This is a genomic window from Streptomyces sp. NBC_01363 (assembly GCF_026340595.1).
GTDB lineage: Bacteria > Actinomycetota > Actinomycetes > Streptomycetales > Streptomycetaceae > Streptomyces.
In genome coordinates this window covers 1,094,935-1,116,784 of the sequence record NZ_JAPEPF010000002.1, presented here as the reverse complement: position 1 = coordinate 1,116,784, position 21,850 = coordinate 1,094,935, and the positions used below count along the sequence as shown (strand labels likewise).

Annotated in this window: 19 protein-coding genes and 7 pseudogenes; 14 read left to right on the top strand and 12 right to left on the bottom strand. The window is 72.2% G+C overall.

Features of this window, described 5'->3' with window-relative positions; translation table 11 throughout:
* The first annotated feature begins 39 nt into the window (after positions 1-39).
* Positions 40-855 carry a chaplin gene (locus OG611_RS40770; RefSeq protein WP_323180333.1) on the top strand — a complete coding sequence of 272 codons (816 nt, stop codon included), beginning with the start codon at positions 40-42 and terminating at the stop codon, positions 853-855.
* Positions 856-950: 95 nt separating this feature from the next.
* On the opposite strand, the gene OG611_RS32845 is transcribed toward OG611_RS40770, so the two are convergent.
* From OG611_RS32845 to OG611_RS32830, 4 genes and pseudogenes are all read right to left on the bottom strand, one after another.
* A complete protein-coding gene (locus tag OG611_RS32845; RefSeq protein WP_266428551.1) occupies positions 951-1,886 on the bottom strand; it encodes a dihydrodipicolinate synthase family protein in 936 nt (311 codons plus the stop codon).
* Positions 1,883-2,890, bottom strand: coding sequence for an ABC transporter ATP-binding protein (locus OG611_RS32840; RefSeq protein ID WP_266428549.1), 1,008 nt, complete (start codon positions 2,888-2,890; stop codon positions 1,883-1,885). Before OG611_RS32840 ends, OG611_RS32845 begins: the two co-directional genes overlap by 4 nt.
* A pseudogene (locus OG611_RS32835) lies at positions 2,887-3,357 on the bottom strand (oligopeptide/dipeptide ABC transporter ATP-binding protein); the annotation flags it as partial. The pseudogene OG611_RS32835 and the gene OG611_RS32840, both read right to left, overlap by 4 nt.
* Positions 3,357-3,650: pseudogene (locus OG611_RS32830) on the bottom strand (twin-arginine translocation signal domain-containing protein); the annotation flags it as partial. The pseudogenes OG611_RS32830 and OG611_RS32835, both read right to left, overlap by 1 nt.
* A 184-nt stretch (positions 3,651-3,834) precedes the next feature.
* Between OG611_RS32830 and OG611_RS32825 the strand changes: the two are divergent.
* From OG611_RS32825 to OG611_RS32815, 3 genes and pseudogenes are all read left to right on the top strand, one after another.
* A complete protein-coding gene (locus OG611_RS32825) occupies positions 3,835-4,566 on the top strand; it encodes a FadR/GntR family transcriptional regulator (protein WP_266428546.1) in 732 nt (243 codons plus the stop codon).
* Between the two features lie 45 nt (positions 4,567-4,611).
* Positions 4,612-5,607 (top strand): annotated as a pseudogene (locus OG611_RS32820) (acetylxylan esterase); the annotation flags it as partial.
* Positions 5,608-5,622: 15 nt separating this feature from the next.
* Positions 5,623-6,534, top strand: a complete 912-nt coding sequence (locus tag OG611_RS32815; RefSeq protein WP_266428543.1) for a laminin G domain-containing protein — start codon at positions 5,623-5,625, stop codon at positions 6,532-6,534.
* A gap of 82 nt (positions 6,535-6,616) precedes the next feature.
* Here the strand turns inward: OG611_RS32815 and OG611_RS32810 are convergent, their stop codons facing one another.
* Together OG611_RS32810 and OG611_RS32805 are read right to left on the bottom strand one after the other, a co-directional pair.
* Complete coding sequence (locus OG611_RS32810) at positions 6,617-7,309, bottom strand: ABC transporter ATP-binding protein (protein WP_266428540.1); 693 nt, start codon at positions 7,307-7,309, stop codon at positions 6,617-6,619.
* Positions 7,306-7,707 carry an FtsX-like permease family protein gene (locus OG611_RS32805; RefSeq protein ID WP_266428538.1) on the bottom strand — a complete coding sequence of 134 codons (402 nt, stop codon included), beginning with the start codon at positions 7,705-7,707 and terminating at the stop codon, positions 7,306-7,308. Before OG611_RS32805 ends, OG611_RS32810 begins: the two co-directional genes overlap by 4 nt.
* Between OG611_RS32805 and OG611_RS32800 the strand changes: the two genes are divergently transcribed.
* Entirely contained in the window at positions 7,652-8,164 is a 513-nt protein-coding gene (locus OG611_RS32800; protein WP_266431360.1) for a TetR/AcrR family transcriptional regulator, read from the top strand. The two genes, OG611_RS32805 and OG611_RS32800, sit on opposite strands and share 56 nt — an antisense overlap.
* A gap of 42 nt (positions 8,165-8,206) precedes the next feature.
* Here the strand turns inward: OG611_RS32800 and OG611_RS32795 are convergent, their stop codons facing one another.
* A complete protein-coding gene (locus tag OG611_RS32795; RefSeq protein ID WP_266428535.1) occupies positions 8,207-8,914 on the bottom strand; it encodes a FadR/GntR family transcriptional regulator in 708 nt (235 codons plus the stop codon).
* 152 nt (positions 8,915-9,066) lie between these two features.
* Between OG611_RS32795 and OG611_RS32790 the strand changes: the two genes are divergently transcribed.
* From OG611_RS32790 to OG611_RS32780, 3 genes and pseudogenes are all read left to right on the top strand, one after another.
* The gene (locus tag OG611_RS32790) at positions 9,067-10,026 is read left to right on the top strand and encodes a dihydrodipicolinate synthase family protein (protein ID WP_266428532.1); all 960 of its coding nucleotides are present in this window, start codon (positions 9,067-9,069) and stop codon (positions 10,024-10,026) included.
* Positions 10,023-10,331: pseudogene (locus OG611_RS32785) on the top strand (ROK family protein); the annotation flags it as partial. The gene OG611_RS32790 and the pseudogene OG611_RS32785, both read left to right, overlap by 4 nt.
* Before the next feature lies 1 nt (position 10,332).
* Positions 10,333-10,737 (top strand): annotated as a pseudogene (locus tag OG611_RS32780) (N-acetylmannosamine-6-phosphate 2-epimerase); the annotation flags it as partial.
* 121 nt (positions 10,738-10,858) lie between these two features.
* Here OG611_RS32780 and OG611_RS32775 read toward each other — a convergent pair.
* From OG611_RS32775 to OG611_RS32765, 3 genes and pseudogenes are all read right to left on the bottom strand, one after another.
* Positions 10,859-11,163: pseudogene (locus OG611_RS32775) on the bottom strand (MaoC/PaaZ C-terminal domain-containing protein); the annotation flags it as partial.
* A 60-nt stretch (positions 11,164-11,223) separates the two neighbouring features.
* Entirely contained in the window at positions 11,224-12,453 is a 1,230-nt protein-coding gene (locus OG611_RS32770) for an acetyl-CoA C-acetyltransferase (protein ID WP_266428527.1), read from the bottom strand.
* 103 nt (positions 12,454-12,556) lie between these two features.
* Entirely contained in the window at positions 12,557-13,486 is a 930-nt protein-coding gene (locus OG611_RS32765; RefSeq protein ID WP_266428525.1) for a LysR family transcriptional regulator, read from the bottom strand.
* Between the two features lie 272 nt (positions 13,487-13,758).
* On the opposite strand from OG611_RS32765, the gene OG611_RS32760 reads away from it, so the two are divergent.
* The 4 genes and pseudogenes from OG611_RS32760 to OG611_RS32745 all read left to right on the top strand — a co-directional run bounded on the left by OG611_RS32760 (position 13,759) and on the right by OG611_RS32745 (position 17,720).
* On the top strand, positions 13,759-14,676 hold the full coding sequence (locus OG611_RS32760; RefSeq protein WP_266431359.1) for a CoA transferase subunit A: 918 nt from the start codon (positions 13,759-13,761) through the stop codon (positions 14,674-14,676).
* 50 nt (positions 14,677-14,726) lie between these two features.
* The gene (locus tag OG611_RS32755; protein ID WP_266428523.1) at positions 14,727-15,509 is read left to right on the top strand and encodes a CoA-transferase subunit beta; all 783 of its coding nucleotides are present in this window, start codon (positions 14,727-14,729) and stop codon (positions 15,507-15,509) included.
* A 100-nt stretch (positions 15,510-15,609) separates the two neighbouring features.
* A pseudogene (locus OG611_RS32750) lies at positions 15,610-17,164 on the top strand (3-hydroxyacyl-CoA dehydrogenase).
* Between the two features lie 163 nt (positions 17,165-17,327).
* The gene (locus tag OG611_RS32745) at positions 17,328-17,720 is read left to right on the top strand and encodes a VOC family protein (RefSeq protein WP_266428520.1); all 393 of its coding nucleotides are present in this window, start codon (positions 17,328-17,330) and stop codon (positions 17,718-17,720) included.
* Positions 17,721-17,771: 51 nt separating this feature from the next.
* On the opposite strand, the gene OG611_RS32740 is transcribed toward OG611_RS32745, so the two are convergent.
* Positions 17,772-18,476, bottom strand: coding sequence for a DUF6597 domain-containing transcriptional factor (locus OG611_RS32740; RefSeq protein ID WP_266428517.1), 705 nt, complete (start codon positions 18,474-18,476; stop codon positions 17,772-17,774).
* A gap of 52 nt (positions 18,477-18,528) precedes the next feature.
* Here OG611_RS32740 and OG611_RS32735 point away from each other — a divergent pair, with 52 nt between their 5' ends.
* Positions 18,529-18,903, top strand: coding sequence for a CU044_2847 family protein (locus OG611_RS32735; RefSeq protein WP_266428515.1), 375 nt, complete (start codon positions 18,529-18,531; stop codon positions 18,901-18,903).
* Positions 18,904-18,914: 11 nt separating this feature from the next.
* Here the strand turns inward: OG611_RS32735 and OG611_RS32730 are convergent, their stop codons facing one another.
* On the bottom strand, positions 18,915-20,114 hold the full coding sequence (locus OG611_RS32730) for a YihY/virulence factor BrkB family protein (RefSeq protein ID WP_266428512.1): 1,200 nt from the start codon (positions 20,112-20,114) through the stop codon (positions 18,915-18,917).
* Positions 20,115-20,131: 17 nt separating this feature from the next.
* Here OG611_RS32730 and OG611_RS32725 point away from each other — a divergent pair, with 17 nt between their 5' ends.
* On the top strand, positions 20,132-21,769 hold the full coding sequence (locus OG611_RS32725; RefSeq protein WP_266428509.1) for an acyl-CoA dehydrogenase family protein: 1,638 nt from the start codon (positions 20,132-20,134) through the stop codon (positions 21,767-21,769).
* The last annotated feature ends 81 nt before the right edge of the window (positions 21,770-21,850 follow it).

Genomic DNA, 21,850 nt, shown 5'->3' with positions numbered 1-21,850 from the left:
AAGAAGGGGCAATCAATGCGAAAAGCCTTGAGTAAGAGCGTGTTGGTGATGGCGGCGGCATCAGGGATCCTGACCGCAGCCGGCGGATACGCGTTCGCGGATGCCTCCGCCGACGGCGCGGCCCTCGGTTCGCCCGGCGTCGGCTCGGGTAACAACGTGCAGGTCCCGGTGCACGTGCCGGTCAATGTGTGTGACAACACGGTGAATGTGATCGGTTTGCTGAACTCCGCGTTCGGCAACGAGTGCGTGAACCCGGACGGTCAGGACGGCGGGGGCCAGGGTGCGAGCGCCGAGGGCGGCGCGGTCGGCTCCTCCGGGGTGCTGTCCGGCAACAACATCCAGGCTCCGGTGGACGTTCCGGTCGACGTGTGCGGCAACACCGTCGATGTCATCGGTGCGCTGAACCCTGCGTTCGGGAACAAGTGCGGCAACGAGTCCGGTGGATACGAGACCCCGCCGCCGCCGGTGCACCCGCCGCACGAGCCCCCGGTCCACCCCCCGCACAAGCCCCCGGTCCACCCGCCGCACAAGCCGCCGACGACGCACAAGCCGCCGCACCACCACACTCCGGACTGCCCTCCCCCGCACCACAAGCCCCCGACCCACCACAAGCCCCCGACCCACCACAAGCCCCCGACCCACCACCAGCCGCCGGCGCACCACCACCACCAGCCCCCGGCGCACCACCACCAGCCGCCGACGCACCACCACCACAAGCCGCACCACCACCACAAGCCGCCGCAGCTGGCGCACACCGGTGCCGACGCCAACCTGGGGATGGCCGGCGGAGCCGCCGCGGCCATGGTGCTCGGTGGAACCGTGCTGGTCCGCCGTACCCGCGCCTCGAAGAGCTGACCGGCGCGGTCGACAGCTAGCGGACCGAAAAGAAGCGGTCCGTCGTCACGGCCGGGGCTGTGACGACGGACCGCTGTCCTTTGATTCGGGCCGGCTCACACCCGGGCGAGCCCCGCGCGGTCCAGGCAGGCCGCGATCTCGGCGGTCTCGGCCGCGTCCAGGCGACGCATCGGCGCGCTCATCGCATTCGTGTCGATGATCCCGCGCAGCATGAGTGCCGTCTTGAACGCGCCGAGTCCCGCGGCGGTGGCGGACGCCGTGCCGGGGCGGGCCGCACGGACGATGTCGAAGAGCGCGACCAGGCGGTCCTGTTCGGCCCTGGCGGTGGCCCAGTCGCCCCGTACCGCGGCCTCGTGGAGACGTACGTACCCGTGCGGGTCCACGTTTCCGAGCCCGGGGACCGAACCGTCGGCGCCGCCGAGCATCATCGCGTCGACGACCAGCTCGTGCCCGGTGAGCACGGAGAACTCCGGGAGCTCACGGGCACCGATGGCCAGGCGGCGGAACGAGCCGTCGTCGCCGCTGGAGTCCTTGACCCCGGCCAGTACGCCGTCCGCGGCGAGCGGCAGCAGCAGTTCCGGGTCGAGCTTGCTGTGCACGCAGACCGGTACGTCGTACGCCAGGACCGGCAGGTCGGGAGCGGCGGCGATGTCGCGGAAGTGGCGGTCGATCTCGGTGTCGTGCGTGCGCGTGTAGAAGGGGGCGGTGACGACGACGGCGTCGGCGCCGAGCGCTTCGGCGGCGCGGGCCCGCTCGATCGCCCGGCCGGTGGTGGTCTCGATCGCGCCGACGAGCACCGGGACCTGACCGGCGCAGGCGGCCGTGATGACCTTGATGACCTCGTCCTGCCGGCCGGGCGTCAGATAGGCGGTCTCCCCCGAGCTGCCGAGGGCGAACAGGCCACTGACGCCGCCGTCGAGCAGATGCCCCACGACCCGCTCCAGGGAGGGGCGGTCGATCTCGCCGTCCGCGGTGAGCGGGGTGACGACGGGCGGGATCACTCCGGTGTAGCGGGGGTTCCGGGCGGTCATGCGGTGCTCCTTGCGGACGGTACGGGGGCCGGGTGCCCGGCGGGGGACGTGGGGTTCTGGGGGTGGACGCAGTGCCAGCGGTGTCCGTCCGGACCGGAGGCCGCGGCGGGAAAGACCGTGGCGCAGGCGTCGTCGGCCTTCCAGCAGCGGGTGCGGAACGGGCAGCCGGACGGCGGGTTGGTCGCCGAGGGCACCGGCCCGGTGAGCACGATGCGTTCGGTGGTCTCCAGCAGGCTCGGGGTCGCGGAGAGCAGTGCCTCGGTGTACGGGTGCACCGGGGCGCCCACCACGTCGGCCGCACGCCCTTCCTCCACGATCCGGCCGAGGTAGAGGACGGCGAGGCGGTCTGCGAGGTAGCGCACGGTCTGGATGTCGTGCGAGATGAACACCATGCCGAGCCCCAGGCGTTCACGCAGATCGACCAGGAGGTTGAGCACCTGGGCGCGGACGGAGACGTCGAGGGCGGAGGTCGGTTCGTCGGCGACGATCAGTTCCGGTTCCAGGGCCAGTGCGCGGGCGATGGCGACGCGCTGGCGCTGGCCGCCGGAGAGCTGTCCGGGGAGCGTGGCGAGGGTGTGGCCGGGCAGGCCGACCAGGTCGAGGAGTTCCTCGACGCGTGCCTCGCGCGCCTCGCGGGTGCCCCGCTTGTGCACATCGAGCGGGTCACGGAGGATCTGACGGACCGTGAGCCGGGGGTTGAGGGCGGTGGACGGGTCCTGGAAGACGACGCCGACGGCGGAGCCGAAGTCGTCGCGGCGCTGCGCCGCGGACATCGTCCACAGGTCGCGGCCGTGGAAGCTGACCTCGCCCTCGGTGGGCTTCTGCAGGCCGGTCAGTACCCGGGCCAGGGTGGACTTGCCGCAGCCGGACTCACCGACCAGGCCGACGATCTCGCCGCGCTCGACCTCCAGGGTGGCGTCGGTGAGGGCATGCACCGCGTCCCGGCGGAAGACTCCGCCGCTGCGTGCCTTGTGGCGTACGTGGACGCCGTCGAGCCTGATCACCGGGCGCTCCCTTCCAGTTGTGCGGCCTTCGCCGGGTGGTGGCAGGCGAAGCCGTGGTCGTTCGCGGCGTCGCGGGCGGTGAGTTCGGGTGCGGTGGTACGGCACAGATCGGTGGCCGCTTCGCAGCGCGAGGCGAAGCGGCAGCCGGTACCGAAGCCCTGGGGTGCGGGGACGATGCCGCGGATCTGGTGCAGCCGGTCGGCGCCGGCCTCCAGGGAAACGACCGAGCCGAGCAGGCCGCGGCTGTAATGGTGGGTGGGGCCGGTGAGTACGGAGCGGGTGGCGCCGATCTCGGCGAGGCGGCCCGCGTACATCACGGCGACCCGGTGCGAGAGGTCGCCGACGAGGGCGAGGTCGTGGGAGACGAGGACCATGGCGAAGCCGAGTTCGTCGCGCAGTTCCACGAGGAGTTCGACGACCTGGGCCTGGACGGTGACGTCGAGGGCGGTGGTCGGTTCGTCGGCGAGCGGGCCACGAGTGTTGCCGGATCGAGATCCACGAGGCCCTCGAAGATGTGCATATTGGCGGCGTACGGAGTCGCGCCCGAGGTGATCATCGGGTCGAAGCCGGTGGACAGGGGGTACGAGAGACCGGCCTCGACGAGGCCGCTGCCGCTGCCCTTGTCCGCCGTGCCGTCAGCGGTCGAGGACGGTCCGCCGCAGGCGGAAAGGCTCGCCGTGATGGCTGCTGCCGCGCCGACAGCGCCGGTGTATCGCAGGAAGGTGCGGCGCTCGACACCGGCTGGTCTCAGCTCGGTCACGGGTCCTCCAGGGACGTCGAAGGTGGAACGTAAGGGCGGAAAACTGGCGGGGAAACGGGTGACGGAACGCGGGATCGCGAGGGATCGAGGAACCGAGAGCATCAGACGTCAGATGTCTGATGCCTTGATAGCGTGGGAACGTAACTGGACAATCGAGAGGGGTCAAGAGGTGGGGAGTTCACATATGTCCGGTGCGAGGCCCGGCCGGCAGCTGCTCCGGCAGGAAGTCGTCGAGGGCATCAAGCGCTACATCCTCGAAAAGCGGCTCCGCCCCGGGGACCCGCTGCCCACCGAGCCGGCCCTGTGCGAGGCGCTCGGCGCCAGCCGCTCCAGCGTCCGCGAGGCGGTCAAGATCCTCAACGCGCTGGACATCGTGGAGGTGCGGCACGGGCACGGCACGTACGTGGGCAGGCTGAGCCTGTCGGCCCTGGTGGAGAGCCTGACCTTCCGCGGGCTGCTCTCCCCCGACGACGACTTCCAGGTGATGGCCGACCTCGTCGACGTACGCGAGCTCTTCGAGCGCGGGATGGCCGACCGGATCGTCTCGCTGCTCAGCAAGGACCAGCTCGACTCGCTGGACGGCCTGGTCGCCACGATGCGCAGGACCGGCGCCCATGACGGGCACGGCTTCGTGGAAGCGGACCGGGCGTTCCACGCGCTCCTGGTGGCGCCGCTCGGCAATGAGCTGATCGGCCAGCTCTCGATGGCCTTCTGGGACGTGTACTCGATCGTCGCGCCGCATCTCGACGGATTCACGCACGCCGACGAGATGGCGACGATCGCGGCCCACCAGAACATCGTGGACGCCGCGCGGGCCGGGGACATCACCGGCTTCATGAAGGCGCTGGGCGAGCACTACGCCCCGGTCAGGCGCCGGATCTCCGAGGCCCGCGCCCGCGACAACGCCCCGGACTGACCCTGCCGCCCGCCCTTCCGGGGAGACGCGACCGGGCCCTGCCGGGACCTCTCGCTCGCGGACTGCCGCGAATACCGGCCCGAGTTGCCGGTTCCGGACGGCTTCGACGCCTTCTGGTCGAGCACCCTGAGCGAGGCGTCCGCCGCCGGCGGTCCGGTGCCGAAGCCGGTGTTCGCGCCCGTGGACACCGGGCTCACCCAGGTCCGTACGTACGATGTGACATTGCCCGGCTTCGCCGGACGTCCGGTCCGCGGCTGGCTGCATCTGCCGGCCGGGGCCACCGAACCCCTCGGCTGCGTGGTCGAGTTCCTCGGTTACGGACGTGGGCGCGGCCTGGCGCACGAGAATCCGCTCTGGGCTTCCGCCGGTCACGCGCACCTGATCATGGACACCCGTGGTCAGGGCTGGTCGGCCGCGAGCGGTTCCACCGCCGATACGGACGCCGGTGCGGCCGGCGCCGTACCCGGCTTCCTCACCCGCGGCATCGAGAGCCCCGAAACGTACTACTACCGGCGGGTGTTCACCGACGCGGTGCGCTGTGTCGAGGCGATGCGCGAGCACCCCGCGGTCGATCCGGACCGGATCGTCGTGACCGGGGTCAGCCAGGGCGGCGGCATCGCCCTGGCGGTGTCGGGGCTGGTGCCGGGACTGGCCGGGGTGATGCCGGATGTGCCGTTCCTCTGCAACTTCCGGCGCGGCGCGGAGATTTCGGGTCGGCCGCCCTACACCGAGATGGCCGAATACCTCAAGCTCCACCGCGACCGCACCGGGACGGCCTTCACCACCCTGTCGTACTTCGATGCCGCACTGCTCGCCACCCGCGCCACCGCTCCCGCGCTGTTCGCGATCGCGATGATGGACGAGATCTGCCCGCCCTCCACCTGCTTCACCGCGTACAACCACTACGCGGGCCCCAAGGACGTACGCGTCTACGAGTTCAACGGGCACGAGGGTGGCGCGGCGTATCAGCAGCGGGAGCAACTGGCCTGGGTGCGTTCCCTTTTCGCAGACCCTCCGTCGGGGCGGGCCGGCCACTCCTGACCGGAGGCACCTTCCGTGCGCAGACGATCCGTGCTTCTTGCCGTCGGCGCGGCGGCCCTGAGCTCCCGGCTCGGCGGCCGCGCCTTCGCCGCCGCTTCGGGCGGCGGCCCGCTCCTGGACCACGGCACCCCCGTGGACCTGGACGGCAGCGAGTACGTCGACCTGTCGAACCGGGTCGGCGCACTCGCCCCGCTCACCGCGGGGACCATCGTCGTCACCTTCCGCACCACCAGCCACAACGAGGCGATGACCCTGCTCAGCGCCTCCGATCCGACCGAGCCCTCGTCCGACATCACGCTGAACCTGAGCGGCGGCGCCCTTCAGTTCTCCGTGCGCGAGAAGGGTGCGGCGCTGATCAATGTCATGACCAAGACACGGTATGACGACGGGTTGCGTCATACCGTCGCCGTCACCGTCGACTCCTCCGGCACCCGGCTGCACGCCGGCGGACGCAAGGTCTTCGAGACGGCGCGGCACTCCTTCTTCGCCGCCGTCTCCGGGCTGAGCGCACTCGCTCTCGGCCGCAATCTCGACAGCGACCACCCCGGCGGCGAGTGGTTCTGCACCGGCACGATCGAGCGGGCCGCGGTCTGGGACCGGGTGCTCGACGAGGCCGAACTGGTCGCGCAGAGCCCCCGCCCCGACCTCGCCGATCTGGGCAGGATCTCCACGGCCCTGAACAGCGACACTCCCGCCACCTGGGTCGTCACCGGTGACAGCATCACCCACGGTGCCCTGCACCGGTACGCGGAGGAGCGTTCCGCCGAGGGGGCCCGCCTGGTCGGACTCGGCCGCAGGCTGGGGCGGGAGCTCGTCGAGAACACACCCGACTGGCCGACGATGGGGCCGGCCGAGGTGGACGCGCTCAGCCGCGCCGCGTTGAACGGCGCCGACAGTTATCTGTACGGCAGCGTCCAGCGGCAATGACGGACCCGGTCGCGGGGCCGGTCGCGGTCACTGGGCCGGTCGCGGTCACTGGGCCGGTCGCGGTCCCGATCGCGGGGCCGGGTCAGCGGCCGGGCCGTGCTGTCGGAGCCGCGTCGGCGGTCAGCGCGGCCATGTCCACGACCCGGTCGGCGGCCTCCGCCACGGCCGGGTCGTGCGTGGCCACGACCGTGACGCAGTCGTCCTGGCGGGTGCGTTCGGCGAGGAGCGCGGCCAGTTCGCCGGCCTGGGACCGGTCGACGGCCGCCGTCGGTTCGTCGATCAGCAGCAGTTTCGGGGAGAGGAAGAGCGCACGGGCCAGGGCGACGCGCTGGCGTTCGCCGCCGGAGAGCTGTTCGGGGCGGTGGCGCAGGCGATGGCCGAGGCCCACCCGGGGCAGGGCCTCCTCGGCGCGGGAGCGGTGCGCGCGGGGGCGTCGGCCACCGATGTACACCGCGGCGAGCAGCTGGTCGACGGCGGCCAGTCCGGAGAGCAGATTGCCGCTCTGGAACATGTAGCCGATCCGTTCGCGGCGCGCCTCGGCGCGCCGGGCGTCGGAGAGTCCGGCGAGGTCCTCGCCGTCCAGCAGGACCTGTCCCGCGGTGGGCCGCAGCAGCGGTCCCGCGACGGCGGGCAGCGTGGACTTGCCGGAGCCCGACGGGCCGACGAGGGCCGTCATCCGGCCGGGTCCGAAAGTGACGTCGAGGCCGTCGAAGACGGCGGTACGGGCGTCGGCGCGGCCGAACTCGACAGTGACGCCGGTCAGTTCGAGGCTCATCGGTTGGCTCCCAGCATGGTCAGCGGGTCGGCTGCGGTGACCCGGCGCAGGGTCAGGGCGGTGCCCGCGAGGCCGACGGCCGCGACGGTGCACATGGTGGCGGCGAGGGTGGTGGCGGGCAGGCTGAACGGCACCTTTTCACCGACCAGCAGCCCGACCGCTCCGGCGAGCACGGCGCCCGCCGCGGTGCCGAGGACGACGACCAGGGCCGCCTGGAGCACGGTGTGGGCGAGCAGCCGCCGGCGGGAGGCGCCCAGTGCGCGCAGCAGGGCGAGTTCGGGCTGCCGCTGCACGGTCCACACGGCGAAGAAGGCGCCGACCACGAGCGGGGCGGCGCGCGAACTGCTGGAGGGCGGCGACGCCGAGGCCGTGACCTTCACCGCGGTCGCCAGGGCCACGGGCCTCGCCCGCAACAGCGTGTACAAGTACTTCCCCGGCCGCCCCGAGCTGCTCGCCGCGGTCGTGGAGGACGCGATGCCGCGCTGGACGGACGCCATCCGGGCCGGCCTGTCGGCGGCCGGTACGCCGCAGGAGAAGATCGCCGCCTATGTGTCGCCCCAGCTGGAGCTGGTGCGCGGCGGGGAGCACCGGATCGCCCAGGCGCTGGCCGGGGTCCGGGACGCGACGGTGGTACGGGAGAGCGCGGTGCGCGCCCACCGGGAGCTGCTCACCCCGCTGATCGGCGCGCTGACCGAGCTGGGCGAGGAGGACCCGCGGCGCACGGCGCTGCTCCTCCAGGGCATCGTCAACGCGGCCACGACGGCGATCGAGAACGGCGACGCCCCCCGGGCGGTGACGGACCGGGCGGTCCGGATGGCCGTCACCGCAATCACCGGGGCGACGCCGGGGCGCTGAGGGACCGGGCGGCCCCGATCCTCCGCCGCCGGAAGGCGTCCGTCACCCCGGCTGCGGGACCGGCGACGGTGCGAGGCGGGTGCGGATGCCGTCGAAGTGGGTGCGCATGGCGCGCACCGCGCGTTCGCCGTCGGCCGCCGCGACCGCCTCGACGATCTCGCGGTGCTGGGCGCAGGTGGCCATGGGGTCCTGATGGCCGTCGTCGAGATCTTCGCGCACCCGGTCCATGGCCGCCCAGAACGCGTCGAGCACCTCGCTGAGCAGGTGATTGTCGAGCGAGGCGTAGAGCGCGAGGTGGAAGGCGCGGTCGGTGCCGCGCGCCACCCGGCCGCCGTCGCGGGACTCGGCGTCCATCTTCGCGACGAGGCCGCGCAGCACGTCGAGGTCCTCGTCGGGGATGCCGGCCGTGACGGCGCCGACCAGACCGGCCTCCAGCGCCTCCCGCACCTTCATGAGCTCGAAGAGACCCGGCTCCCCCCGCCGGTGACGGACGGCGGCACGGAAGGCGAGCCCTTCGGCGAAGGGTGACAGGGAGAGCGAGCCGACGAAGGTGCCGTAGCCGCGGCGGATCTCCACGACGTTGACGGCCTGGAGGGCCTTGAGGGCTTCGCGCACCGATACCCGGCCGGCCCCGAAGAGCTCCATCAGCTCCGCCTCGGTGGGCAGCGCGTCACCGGGGCCGAGTCTGCGTTCCAGGATCAGCTCCTTGAGCCGGCGCTCTATGTCCTGAGCCATGGTGGGGCGCGCCACAACATCCTCCCGAGGTGCGATTGCCCCTTGACCGGTCACAGGAGCATCTGTTTAAGGTGAGCCAGACATAGGACATCTTACGTCTCACGTCTCGATCCGTGCAGCTGCCTCGGGCCACGGATCGGCGCATCGACCGAGCTGGAGCCCTCACCATGTCCCTGACCTCACCGCTGCACGGCGTCGTCCCGCCGGTCTGCACCCCGCTCGACCCCCGGGGGGAGGTCGACACCGCGTCCCTCGCCCGGCTCGTCGAGCACCTCATCGGCGGTGGTGTGCACGGGCTGTTCGCGCTCGGCTCCACCAGCGAGGTCGCGTACCTCACCGACGAGCAGCGCGCCACGGCGCTGGAGACCGTGGTCAATACGGCCGACGGCCGGGTCCCGGTCCTCGCCGGTGTCATCGACACCACCACCGCTCGTGTCGTCGAGCACGCCAGGTCCGCCGCCGAACTGGGTGCGGACGCCCTGGTGGCGACCGCGCCGTTCTACACCCGCACCCACGGCAAGGAGATCGCCCAGCACTTCCGGCGGCTGCGCGCGGTGGTCGACCTGCCGCTGTTCGCGTACGACATCCCGGTCGCCGTGCACAACAAGCTCTCCCCCGCGCTGGTGCGCGAGCTCGCCGAGGACGGCACGCTGGCCGGACTCAAGGACAGCAGCGGTGACGAGGGCGGACTGCGCCGCCTGATCGTCGAGCTGGGTGGCCGCGAGGGCCGCACGGACGGACCGGCGCCGCGCTTCAGCATGCTCACCGGTTCCGAACTCACGGTGGACGCGGCCCTGTTGGCCGGGGCCGACGGTGTCGTGCCGGGCATCGGCAATGTCGACCCGGCCGGTTACGTACGGCTCTACGACGCCGCGCGGGCCGGGAAGTGGGAGCTGGCCGCGAAGGAGCAGGAGCGGCTCGTCGAGCTGTTCGCCATGGTCGACGCCGGTCCGGAGGCGGACATGGGCCGCAGCTCCTCGGCGCTCGGCTCCTTCAAGGCGGCGCTCCGACTGCTCGGCGTCATCGCCTGCGGCGACACCGCCTTCCCGCAGATCCAGCTGAGCGCCGAATCCGTCGCCCTGGTCTCCCAGCGCCTGCGCGCCGCCGGCCTGCCGCCGGTCCGATGAACGACCGCTCCCGGCCGTCCGCCGGCAGAACAGGTGCCGCGGTGATCGGGCTCGACCTCGGCGGTACGAAGATCGCCGCCGCACTCCTCGGCCCCGACGGCACGATCCTGTCCCGGCACACCCGGCCCACCCCGGCCCGGGACGGCGCGGCGGCCGTGCTGGACGCACTCGCCGGGGCGGCCGCGGCCGTCGATCCGGGTCGGCTGGCCATGGCGCTCGGCATCGCGGCGGCCGGGGTCGTCGACCCCCGTACCGGCATGGTCACCAGCGCCACCGACTCCATCCGCGGCTGGGCAGGCACCGCCCGGCGCCGATGTGGTCGCCGCCGACGCCACCGACCGGCCGCGCCCCGACGGCTCCACCTTCGCCGAGCTGGTCGCGGCGGTGCACGGGGCGGGGGCCCTGGTGATGGCCGACGTCTCCACGCTCGCCGAAGGCATCGCCGCGGCCGGGCAGGGCGCGGACTTCGTCTCCACCACCCTCTCCGGCTATGTGCCGGGCACGCCGGAGCAGACCGGCCCCGATCTCACCCTGGTCTCCGCGCTCGCCGCCGCGATCGACGTCCCGGTGGTCGCCGAAGGCCGTATCAACACCCCCGAGGAGGCCGCCGAGGCCCTGGCACGCGGCGCCCACAGCGTCGTCGTCGGCACCGCCATCACCGCACCCACCGCCCTGACCGCCCGCTTCGTCGCAGGCATCGCCCGGCCCTGACCTTCCCCCACCACGCGGGCCGGCGGCTCAACGACGAGCCCCGTCCCGCATCCTGGAGTCACCGTGCAGACCACATCACCCGCCGAGCTCCCCTGGTGGCAGGACGCCGAGCAGCAGCATCCGGAACGGGCGCCGGGTGACGGACCCGGTCGACGCCGTAGTCGAGGGCGCGGCCCACGCCCTCGACCCGGAGCAGCTCGGCGGACATCGGGACGCCCCGGCTGAGCACCATGTACCCGTGCGCGATGGTCCGTCCGTACGGGCCGGACGCGGCGCGTTCGACGTCGGTGTGGATCCACTGGTGGTCCCCGGAGACGTGCGCGTACGCGTCGATGAGTTCCTGGTGATCTCCTTCCAGTCGGAGTGCCCGAGGTCGCGCCCGCTCAGCGCGAGGATCTCCGGGTTGCCGTTCGCGGTCGGCGGCATGGCGGCCGGCCTCTCGTCTCTCTTCTCGTGGGGCAGGGGTCTGCACCTGTCGGCCGAACCTCAGGCCGCGATCCGCTCGAAGACCGCGGCGAGACCCTGTCCGCCGCCGATGCACATGGTCTCCAGCCCGTACCGGGCCTCGCGGCGGTGCAGCTCACGGGTCAGCGTGGCGAGGATACGGGCGCCGGTGGCGCCGACCGGGTGGCCGAGGGAGACGCCGGAACCGTTGACGTTGACGCGCTGCTCGTGGTCCTTCTCGCCGAGGCCCAACTCGCGGGTGCAGGCGAGCACCTGGGCGGCGAAGGCCTCGTTGAGCTCGATCAGGTCGAGGTCGGCGAGGGTGAGTCCGGCGCGGTCGAGGGCGGCCCTGGTCGCCGGGACGGGGCCGATGCCCATCGTCGCGGCGGGCACCCCGGCACGGGCGAAGGAGACCAACCGGACCAGCGGGGTGAGGCCGAGCCGTTCGGCAGTGGCGGTGCTGGTGACCAGGCAGGCGGCGGCCGCGTCGTTCTGGCCGCTGGCGTTGCCCGCGGTGACGGTCGCCTCCGGGTCGGACTTCGCCATGATCGGGCGCAGCGCGGCGAGTTGCTCGGCGGTGGTGTCGGGGCGGGGGTGCTCGTCGGCGGTGACGACGGTCTCGCCCTTGCGGGTGCGTACGGTGACCGGGACGGTCTCCGCGTCGTACCGGCCCTCCGCCGCCGCCCGGCCGGCGCGCTGCTGCGAGCGCAGGGCGAGGGCGTCCTGGTCGGCACGGCTGATGCCGTAGGCACGCCGGAGGTTCTCGGCGGTCTCGATCATGCCGCCCGGCACGGGATGGTTGACGCCGCCCGCGGTGACCCTGCCCCGGGCCAGCGAGTCGTGGAGCTGGAGGCCGGGGCCCTTGATGCCCCAGCGGCCGTCGTGCGTGTAGTACGGGGCGGCGCTCATCACGTCGACGCCGCCCGCGACGACGACCTCGCTGAACCCGGCCCGGATCTGCATCGCCGCGTCGAGCACGGCCTGGAGGCCCGATCCGCAGCGGCGGTCGACCTGGGAGCCGGTGACGGTCTCGGGCAGTCCGGCGTCGAGAGCGGCGACCCGGCCGATGGCGGGGGCCTCGGCGGAGGGGTAGGAGTGCCCGAGGATCACCTCGTCGACGGCGGCGGGGTCGATTCCGGTACGGGCCACGACCTCGGCGATGACGCGTGCGGCGAGTGCGGCCGGCGTCTGCTGTGCGAACACTCCGCCGAAACGGCCGATGGGGGTGCGCAGTGGTTCGCAGATGACGACATCGAGCTGCTGATCGGGCACGGCGTGACCTTTCGGAGGCGAGTGGCGTGTGCCGCCGACCCTTGCACCCGGCGACTGAGTCGGTCCAATATCCAGTTCGCCCTGGTTCAAGACGTGGCGCGTCTCAATGCCGGCTTGCGGCGGTTCGGCCCGCCGCCGGGCCCGACGGTGTGGGCAGGGCCTCCTCCGCCACCGCCAGTACCGCCCGCAGCGCGGCGGAGGGGTTGTCGGCGCGCCAGGCCAGCGCCGCCTGGAGCCGGATCGGCGGGCCGGCCAGGGGCCGGTATACGAGGCCGTTCTGCTGGATGTGCTGGACGGAGGTGACAGTGAGCGTGACGCCGACTCCCGCGGCGACCAGCGCCAGGATGGTGTACGAGTCGGGCGCCTCCTGGACCACCCGGGGGTTGAACCCGGCGGCCTCGCAGGCCCCGACCATCGCGTCGCGCACGGTGGAGCCGGTGTTGGCGGGAAAGGAGACGAAGGACTCCTCGGCCAGGACACCGATGGGGACGCTCTCCAGCCGGGCGAGCGGGTGGTCGAAGGGCAGCGCGCATACCAGCTCCTCCTCGTCGATCACCCGGTACGCCACTCCCGGCTGGGTCACCGGCAGCCGGACGAAGCCCAGGTCGAGCGAGCCGTCGGCGACCCGGTCGAGGGCGACGTTGGCGTAGGTCTGCCCCTTCATGACCAGTTCGAGGGCGGGGTGGGCGGCGCGCACGGCCCGGGTGAGGAGCGGCAGCGTCTCGTGACTGGAGGCGCCCGCGAAGCCGATGGTGACCCGCCCGTACTCGCCGCGGCCCGCCGCCTTCGCGGCGCGCACCGCGGTGTCGAGGTCGTCGAGCACGGTCCGTACCGGCTGGAGGAAGGACTCCCCCGCGCTGGTGAGCCGCACCGACCGGGTGTTGCGTTCGAAGAGCTGGACGCCCAGCTCCTTCTCCAACTGGCGGATCTGCTGGCTCAGCGGCGGCTGGGCCATCTGCAGCCGTTTCGCGGCCCGCCCGAAGTGCAGCTCCTCGGCCACGGCGACGAACGCGGACAGATGACGCAGCTCCATGCACGCTCCTTCGGCTACCGGCTACCGTCTACCGGCCGCCGGCCGTCGTCGGTCATCGGTCATCGGTCATCGGTGACCGATGACCGATGACCGGTGACCGGTGACCGGTGACCGACTGATCCGATTCATTAATCTGACGTCTCGATACGACCTTAATTTGGTATTGGACAGCAATCAATAGCCGCTGACACGGTGGGGCGACGCGCATACCCAGGACGCGCCAGCAGAGCCGGAGGAGCACCGTGGCCACGACGGACCGGAAAGACAAGACGATGTCGATGAAGGCGGCGATCACCGCCTTCGTCCACGACGGCGGCACCGTCTGTCTCGAAGGCTTCACCCATCTCGTCCCGACCGCCGCGGGCCACGAGATCATCCGCCAGGGCCGCCGCGACCTCACCGTGGTCCGGATGACCGCGGACATCGTGGTGGACCAGATGATCGCCGCGGGCTGTGTCTCGCGGCTGGTCTCCTCCTTCGTCGGCAACTCCTCCGCCGGGTCGCTCGGCGAACTGCGCCGCCGCATCGAGACCGGTGAACCGGCGCCGCTCGCCTTCGAGGAGTACAGCCACTACGGAATGATCTGCCGCTACCTGGCCGGCGCCCAGCGGCTGCCGTTCCATCCGCTGCGCAGCTACGGCGGCAGCGATCTGCCGTCCGTCAACAGCGGTCTGCGCAAGGTCACTTCGCCCTACCCCGGCCCGGACGGCGAGCCCGAGCAGATCTATGTCGTACCGCCCGTCAACCCGGATGTGACGATCATCCACGCCCAGCGCGCCGACCGCAGCGGCAACACCCAGATCTGGGGCCTGACCGGCATCCAGGCCGAGGCGGTGTACGCGGCGGACAAGGCGGTCGTCGTCGTGGAGGAGATCGTCGACGACGTGGTGATCCGCTCGGACCCGAACCGCACGCTCGTCCCCGCCCACGCGGTCGACGCGGTCGTCGTCTGTCCGCGCGGCGCACACCCCTCCTTCGCGCAGGGGTACTACGACCGGGACAACGCCTTCTACCGCGCCTGGTCGCACATCAGCAAGGATCCGCAGCGGCTCCAGGAGTGGCTGGCCGAATGGGTGCTCGGGACGGCCGACCACGCGGAGTACGTCGACAAGCTCGGCGAGGAGTACTGGGCGGGCCTGGCGGTCGGCGAGGCGCTGAGCCTGCCGGTGAACTACGGGCGGCGGCTGTGAGCGGACAGGCAGGAAGGGCGACGGAATCGGGACACGAGAAGGAACGTGCCATGACCATCACCACCACCGCACCGGACAGCATCACCTCGTCCGAGCTGCTCTCCGTCGTCGCCTCCCGTGAACTGGCCGCGCGCCGCACCGTGTTCGCCGGCATCGGCCTGCCGACGCTCGCCACCGAGCTGGCGCATCTGACGGTCGCCCCGGAGATCGAGGTCGTGTACGAGTCCGGGGTGTGCGGCGCGCACCCCTCGCACCTGCCGGAGACCATCGCCGACGCGGTCCTGATCACCGGTGCCGAGGCGGTGCTGTCGATGCCCGCGCTCTTCGGCTGTGTCCTGCAGGGCGGCCATATCGACGTGGGGTTCCTGGGCGCCGCGCAGATCGACCGGTGGGGCAATCTCAACACGTCCGTGATCGGGGACTGGGACAGCCCCGCGGTCCGCCTGCCCGGTTCCGGCGGCGGCATCGAGGTGATGGCCAACTCCCGTGAGGTCTTCGTCGTGATGCGCCGCCACAATCCGCGTTCCTTCACCGGGACCCTCGACTTCTGCACCACCCCCGGCCCCGACCGGGCACTGGCCGAGGGCATCAGGCCGCTGGGCGCCGGTGTCACCCGGGTCGTCACCGAACTGGGCATCCTGGCCTGCACGGGCGTCGGCGAGGAGCTGAGGCTGGTCGCCGTCCACCCCGGCGTCACCGTCGAACAGGTACGGGCGGCGACCGGCTGGGACCTGAAGGTGGCCGGCACGGTCGGGACCGTACCCCCGCCGACGGAGTCCGAACTCCGGCTGCTGCGCGAGGACGTGGACCCGGAACGCGTCTATCTTCGCTGAGACGGATCACATGTCACAGCCGCTCGCTTGGACAGATCACATGTCACAGCCGCTCGACCGGACGGATCACATGTCACACCCCGAGAGGACCGCAACCGCCATGCGTATCAGGATCGTCGGCGCCGGGGCCATGGGCCGCGGCATCGCCCAGTGGGCGGCGACCGCCGGACACACCGTCGAGCTGTGCGACGTGCGCACGGATGCCGTGACGGCCGCCGTGGACTTCGTACGGTCCATGCTCGAACGGGCCGTCCAGAAAGGCCGGATGTCCACCGAGGACCGCGCCGCCGCCCTGGAGCGGCTGGTCCCGCTCGACGACCCCTGGGCGGAGGGGCCGGACGTCGAGCTGGTCGTCGAGGCCGTGCGGGAGGACTTCGACACCAAGACGGAGGTCTTCGGCAGGCTGGAGCGGGTGCTGCCCGCGACGGCGGTCTTCGCGACCAACACCTCGTCCCTGTCGGTCACCCGGATCGCCGCGGCGCTGAAGGACCCGACGCGCCTGGCCGGGCTGCACTTCTTCAATCCGGTACCGCTGATGAAGATCGTCGAGATCGTGCCCGGCGCGGCCACCCGCCCGGAGATCCCGCCGGTCCTCACCGCGCTCGTCGAGAGCTGCGGGCACCGCGCGGTCACCGTCGCCGACACCCCCGGCTTCCTGGTCAACCACGCCGGCCGCGGTCTGGTCACCGAGGCCCTCGCGCTGCTGGAGGAGACGGTCGGCGACCCGGCGGACATCGACCGGATCGCCCGCGACGTACTGGGCCTGAGGATGGGCCCTTTCGAGCTGATGGACCTCACCGGGCTGGATGTGACGGCCGCGGTGATCGACTCGATCTGGCAGGGCTTCCGGTACGCGGACCGGCTCCGCCCCTCCTACCTCACCCCCAACCGGGTGGCGGCCGGACTGCACGGCCGCAAGACCGGGCACGGCTGGTACGCGTACGGTCCCGAGGCGCCCGCCCCCGCGCCGGAACCGCCGGTCACGGGCGACGCGGACCGTCCGGTGTTCGTCCACGGCACCGCGGGGCAGGACGCGGCCGCGCTGCGGGCGGCGCTGACCGCCGCGGGTGCCGTCGTCGAGACCGGCACCGGGCCGTCCGCCGAAGCCCTGGTACTGGTTCCGGTCTGGGGCACCGCGGTCGCCGAGGCGGTCGCCGGGAACGGGCTGCCCGCGGGGCGCACCTTCGGCGTGGACCCGCTGCCCGCGGCCGGCACGGCGCCGGGTGCTGGCCGTGACCCCGGCGGCGGACCCGGCCGCCGCGCGCGACGCCCGCGCGGTGCTGGCCCGCGCGGCGGAGGGCGACGAGCCCTGGGCGGTCTCGGTGGTGCGGGACACCGCGGGCTCGGTCGCCCAGCGGCTGCTCGCCTCGATCGTGTCGGTCGCGGCAGGCATCGCGGAGCGCTCCATCGCCGCCCCCGCCGATATCGACCTGGCCGTCACCACCGGACTCGGCTACCCCGTCGGCCCGCTGGCCTGGGGCGACCGGATCGGCGCGGACCGGATGTTGGAGCTGCACCGGGCGCTGCACCGCACGACGGGCGATCCGCGCCACCGCCCGAGCCGCTGGGTCACCGAACGCGCCCAGCTCGGTCTCGCGCTGACGGACCCCGGCACCTCGCCCGCCGGCTGCACGACCGGCGCCGCGCCCTCGTAGGACTCGTAGGACTCGTAGGACTCATGGGGCTCATGGGGCTCATGGGGCTCGTAGACGCGGGCGGGGGTGCTGTCGGCCGGCTGCGGCACTCCCGTTCGCACTCGTCCTCGCGGACGTCCGTTTCGTACAAGACCCGCGCCGGGGCCCGGCATACGGTCGGGGCATGACTCCACGCATGGACGCGATCGGCATCGTCACGGCGGATCTGGCCGCATCGCTCACCTTCTACCGCCGGCTCGGCCTCGACATCCCCGCCGGAGCGGAATCCGCACCCCATGTCGAAGTGACACTGCCGGGCGGGCAGCGACTCCTCTGGGACACCGAGGACATCACCCGCTCCTTCGACCCCGGATGGACCCCGCCGACCGGCGGCGACCGCCTCTCGCTGGCCTTCCTGTGCGACAGCCCGGCAGAGGTGGACGCGGTGTACGACGACCTGACCGCCGCGGGATACCGCGGGCATCTGAAGCCGTGGGACGCGGTGTGGGGGCAGCGTTACGCGACGGTCCTCGACCCGGACGGCTGCGCGGTGTCGTTGTTCGCCGCCAACGGCTGAGGCCGGGGGCCCGGACGCGAGCGGCTACCGGGCTAGGGTCTGTCCGGCGGATCAGGGTCGGGCAGACCCGAGGTGGGCGGTCAGGGTGGTCCCGGCCAGGTCGCGCATCTCCCGGGCGAGATGGGCCTGGTCGGTGCAGCCCGCCTCGACCGCCGCCTCGGCGTACGGCGTCCCGGACCGTGCGAGGGCGAGCGCGCGCTGCAGCCGCAGGACCCGGGCGAGCGTCTTGGGCCCGTAACCGAAGGCCACGAGCGAACGCCGGTGCAGTTGGCGGGCGCCGAGGCCGGCCCGGTGCGCGGTGTCCGCGACGGACCGTCCGGCGCCGAGCCGGTCCGCGACGTACCGCATCAGCGGGTCCGGCGGTGCGCTCTCGGCCGCCCGGCGCAGCGCGATGTTCTCCAGCGCGGCAGCCGGGTCGGGCGCTTCGGCGAGCTGCTCGGTGAGTACGCGGACCCGTTCTCCGGGCCACAGGTCCGCGAGCCCGACGCGACGGTCGCGCAACTCGTGCGCCGGCACACCGAGCAGCGCGGGGGCCGTGCCAGGTGCGAAGCGGATGCCGACGCACTGCCCGCCGGCCGGGGCGGACGGCGTCGCGGCACGGGTGTCGGGGCCCGCGACGAGCAGCCGCCCGCCGATCCAGAGCAGGTCCATGCAGCCGTCGGGCAGCACCGGATGGACCGCGCCCTCCGGCACGCCCAGTGTCCACACGATCGCACCGTCGAACCGCGACGTCCGCTCTTCGTACCTGTCGCCCATACCCCACACGCTAATCTCGTCGGCGGACGGAATCGGCTTCCCGGGGGCGGTCATGACGGCACTGATGGAGTTCACCACTGACAACGGCGCCACCGTGACGGTCGAGGTCGACCGTCACACCCAGGGCGCGCAGCTGGTCGCGCTGGGCGACGACAACACCCTGGCCAGGGCGGGGCGTACGTTCGACAGCGCACTCACGGGAATCCGGTCGGCGGCCGAGTCCGCCCTCGCGGTGTTCCGGGACGGCGACCTGAAACCGGACGGTGTGGAGCTCGAATTCGGGGTCAAGATCACGGCGGAGGCCGGGGCGGTGATCGCCAAGAGCGCGGTCGAGGGCCATCTGGTGGTCAAGCTGTCCTGGTCTCCCGGCGCGACCCCGTCGGTTCCGGCGGCACCGACCGTCCCGGCACCCGCGCCCGCCCCCTAGGGCGGGCACACTCAGTCGTCGGACGCGTCGTTCGCCTTGTCCGGGTTCGGCTTGTCCGGCTCCTTGTCGCGGCTCGGTTGAAGCCTGGACTTCACATCCTCCGGCGGCAGGAACTTCGACCAGCGTTCGGGGAACTCGGACGGCATGTAGGGGCTGTCGCCTTCATCGTCACCCTCGTCGTCCTCGTCATCGTCGTCCCAGTACCCGTCGTCCTGGTTCCCCGCCTGCGCCCGCGCGACCAGCTCCGCCGCCTGGGCCGCGCGTACCCGGTCGTTCGCCGCGCGGGCGGCGGCCGTCGCCAGTGAGGGCCACACCCGGTCGATGGCCGCGTTCACCGCCGCCCCCACCAGCACCGCGAACGCGGAGATGCCGATCCACAGCAGGACGGCGATCGGGGCCGCCAACGAACCGTAGATCGTGGGCCCCTCGACCGTACTGGTGAGATAGATCCGCAGCAGGAAGCTGCCGAGCACCCACATCGCGAGCGCCACCAGCGCACCGGGCATGTCCTCGATCCAGGGCGAACGGACCGGCACGGACACGTGGTAGAGCGTCGTGAGGAACGCGATCGACAGCAGGATCACCAGCGGCCAGTACAGGACGCTTATGAGCTCCGTGCCCCATGGGACGAACTCCACGACCCGGTCGGGGCCGACGACGAGCAGCGGCAACACGACGGAACCGAGCAGCAGCGCGACGACGTACAGCAGGAAGGAGAGCAGTCGCGTCTTGACGATGCCGCGCTGGCCGTCGAGGCCGTACATCACGGTGATCGTGTCGATGAAGACATTGACCGCGCGGGAGCCGGACCAGAGCGCGATGGCGAAGCCGATCGAGATGACATCGGGCCGGGCACCGGTGGTGACGTCCGCCAGGAGCGGCTTGGCGAAGTCGTTGACGCCCCGCTCGCTGAGCACGGTCTGCGCGGCGTTGAGGATGTTGCGCTCGATGGAGGCGACCGTGGTGGTGCTGGTCCACTCGTCGACGTATCCGAGCAGCCCGATCAGGCCGAGGAGCAGGGGTGGCAGGGACAGCAGGGTGAAGAACGCCGCCTCGGCGGCGAGCCCGAGAATGCGGTACTCCATGCACGAGTTGACGGTGTCCTTGAGCAACTGCCAGGCCATCTGCCGCTTGGATACGTTGCGGTAGAGGACTCGGGCCCGGTGGAGCCGACCCGGTGGCCGCTCGGGTGTTTCATTTGCTGCCTGCACGTCCTTACCGTATCGGCATGGCAGCCACCACCCACACCGTGTCCAACCAGGTACCACCGCTGACCGGCTACGACGTCTTCACCGCCGACCGGGCGCTCACCGAGGCGGTGCAACGTCACACGTCACCCGGGCTCCTGGCCGAAGTCCGGGGCGAGCTCGGTGAACTGGGCAGATCCGCGGGCTCCGCGCAGGTGCAGGAGTGGGGTGCGCAGGCGAACGGGAATCCGCCGGTGCTGCGTACCCACGACCGGTACGGCCACCGCATCGACGAGGTCGGGTTCCACCCGGCCTGGCACCGCCTGCTCGGCCACGCGGTCACCGCGGGCCTGACCGACGCCTGGGGCAGGCCGGGCGGTCATGTACGGCGGGCGGCCGGCTTCCTCGTGTGGACGCAGGCCGAGGCGGGCCACGGCTGCCCGCTGTCGATGACGCACGCGGCGGTGCCCGCGCTGCGCACCGATCCGGCACTGGCCGCCGAGTGGGAGCCGCTGCTCACCTCGACGGTGTACGAGCAGGGGCTGCGGCCCGCCGCGCGGAAGGCCGGTGTGCTCTTCGGAATGGGGATGACGGAGAAGCAGGGCGGCACGGACGTACGGTCGAACACGACCCGCGCCGAGCCGCTGGCCGCGGAGGGCGAGTATCTGCTCACCGGGCACAAGTGGTTCTGCTCGGCGCCGATGTCCGACGGTTTCCTGGTACTGGCCCAGGCGCCGGGCGGCCTGACGTGTTTTCTGCTGCCCCGGGTACTGCCCGACGGCACCCGCAACACGTTCGCGATCCAGCGGCTCAAGGACAAGCTGGGAAACCGGTCGAACGCGTCGGCCGAGGTCGAGTTCGACGGCACGTGGGCGCGCCGGGTCGGCGAGGAGGGGAGCGGGGTGCGCACCATCATCGGGATGGTGGCGGCGACCCGGCTGGACTGTGTGGTCGGTTCGGCGGCGCTGATGCGGCAGGCGGTGGCGCAGGCGATCCACCACTGCACGTACCGCAGCGTGTTCGGCGGGGTGCTGATCGAGAAGCCGCTGATGCGCAATGTGCTGGCCGATCTGGCGCTGGAGTCGGAGGCCGCGACGGTGCTGGCGATGCGGCTGGCCGCGGCCTACGACGACGGCTCGGAGAACGAGCGGGCCTTCCTGCGGATCGCGGTCCCCGCGGCGAAGTACTGGGTGACCAAGCGGTGCACGCCGATGGTGGCCGAGGCACTGGAGTGTCTCGGCGGCAACGGCTACGTCGAGGAGTCCGGGATGCCCCGGCTGCTGCGCGAGGCGCCGCTCAACTCGATCTGGGAGGGCTCGGGGAATGTGCAGGCGCTGGACGTGCTGCGGGCGCTGCAGCGTGAGCCGATGGCGCTGAACGCGTTCCTCCAGGAGGTCGGCAGGGCGCGCGGAGCCGATCACCGGCTGGACGGGGCGATCAAGGACATGCTGACGGAGCTCGCCGATCTGGACGGGATCGAGGCGCGGGCCCGCCGGCTGGTCGAGCGGATGGCGCTGGTGCTCCAGGGTTCGCTGCTGGTGCGGTGGGCGCCGCCGGAGGTGGCCGACGCGTTCTGCGCGTCACGGCTGGGCGGGGACCGGGGCGCGGCCTTCGGGACACTGCCGCACAGCCTCGATCTGGCTTCGATCGTCGAACGGGCGCGGCCCGTCGGGCCCTGACCGGCCCTGCCCGTAGCTTTACAGCAACGGAGGGTGGTGCTGCGCCGACACGGCACCACCCTCCATGCTGTGCACACCGAA

What these genes read in the sequence shown, in the direction of transcription:
- OG611_RS32745 (WP_266428520.1), top strand. Translation starts at nt 17,328, where the DNA reads ATGACTCCACGCATGGACGCGATCGGCATCGTCACGGCGGATCTGGCC.
- OG611_RS32725 (WP_266428509.1), top strand. Translation starts at nt 20,132, where the DNA reads ATGGCAGCCACCACCCACACCGTGTCCAACCAGGTACCACCGCTGACC.
- OG611_RS32755 (WP_266428523.1), top strand. Translation starts at nt 14,727, where the DNA reads ATGACCATCACCACCACCGCACCGGACAGCATCACCTCGTCCGAGCTG.
- OG611_RS32810 (WP_266428540.1), bottom strand. Translation starts at nt 7,309, where the DNA reads ATGAGCCTCGAACTGACCGGCGTCACTGTCGAGTTCGGCCGCGCCGAC.
- OG611_RS32845 (WP_266428551.1), bottom strand. Translation starts at nt 1,886, where the DNA reads ATGACCGCCCGGAACCCCCGCTACACCGGAGTGATCCCGCCCGTCGTC.
- OG611_RS32765 (WP_266428525.1), bottom strand. Translation starts at nt 13,486, where the DNA reads ATGGAGCTGCGTCATCTGTCCGCGTTCGTCGCCGTGGCCGAGGAGCTG.
- OG611_RS32735 (WP_266428515.1), top strand. Translation starts at nt 18,529, where the DNA reads ATGACGGCACTGATGGAGTTCACCACTGACAACGGCGCCACCGTGACG.
- OG611_RS32740 (WP_266428517.1), bottom strand. Translation starts at nt 18,476, where the DNA reads ATGGGCGACAGGTACGAAGAGCGGACGTCGCGGTTCGACGGTGCGATC.
- OG611_RS32825 (WP_266428546.1), top strand. Translation starts at nt 3,835, where the DNA reads ATGTCCGGTGCGAGGCCCGGCCGGCAGCTGCTCCGGCAGGAAGTCGTC.
- OG611_RS32760 (WP_266431359.1), top strand. Translation starts at nt 13,759, where the DNA reads ATGTCGATGAAGGCGGCGATCACCGCCTTCGTCCACGACGGCGGCACC.
- OG611_RS32790 (WP_266428532.1), top strand. Translation starts at nt 9,067, where the DNA reads ATGTCCCTGACCTCACCGCTGCACGGCGTCGTCCCGCCGGTCTGCACC.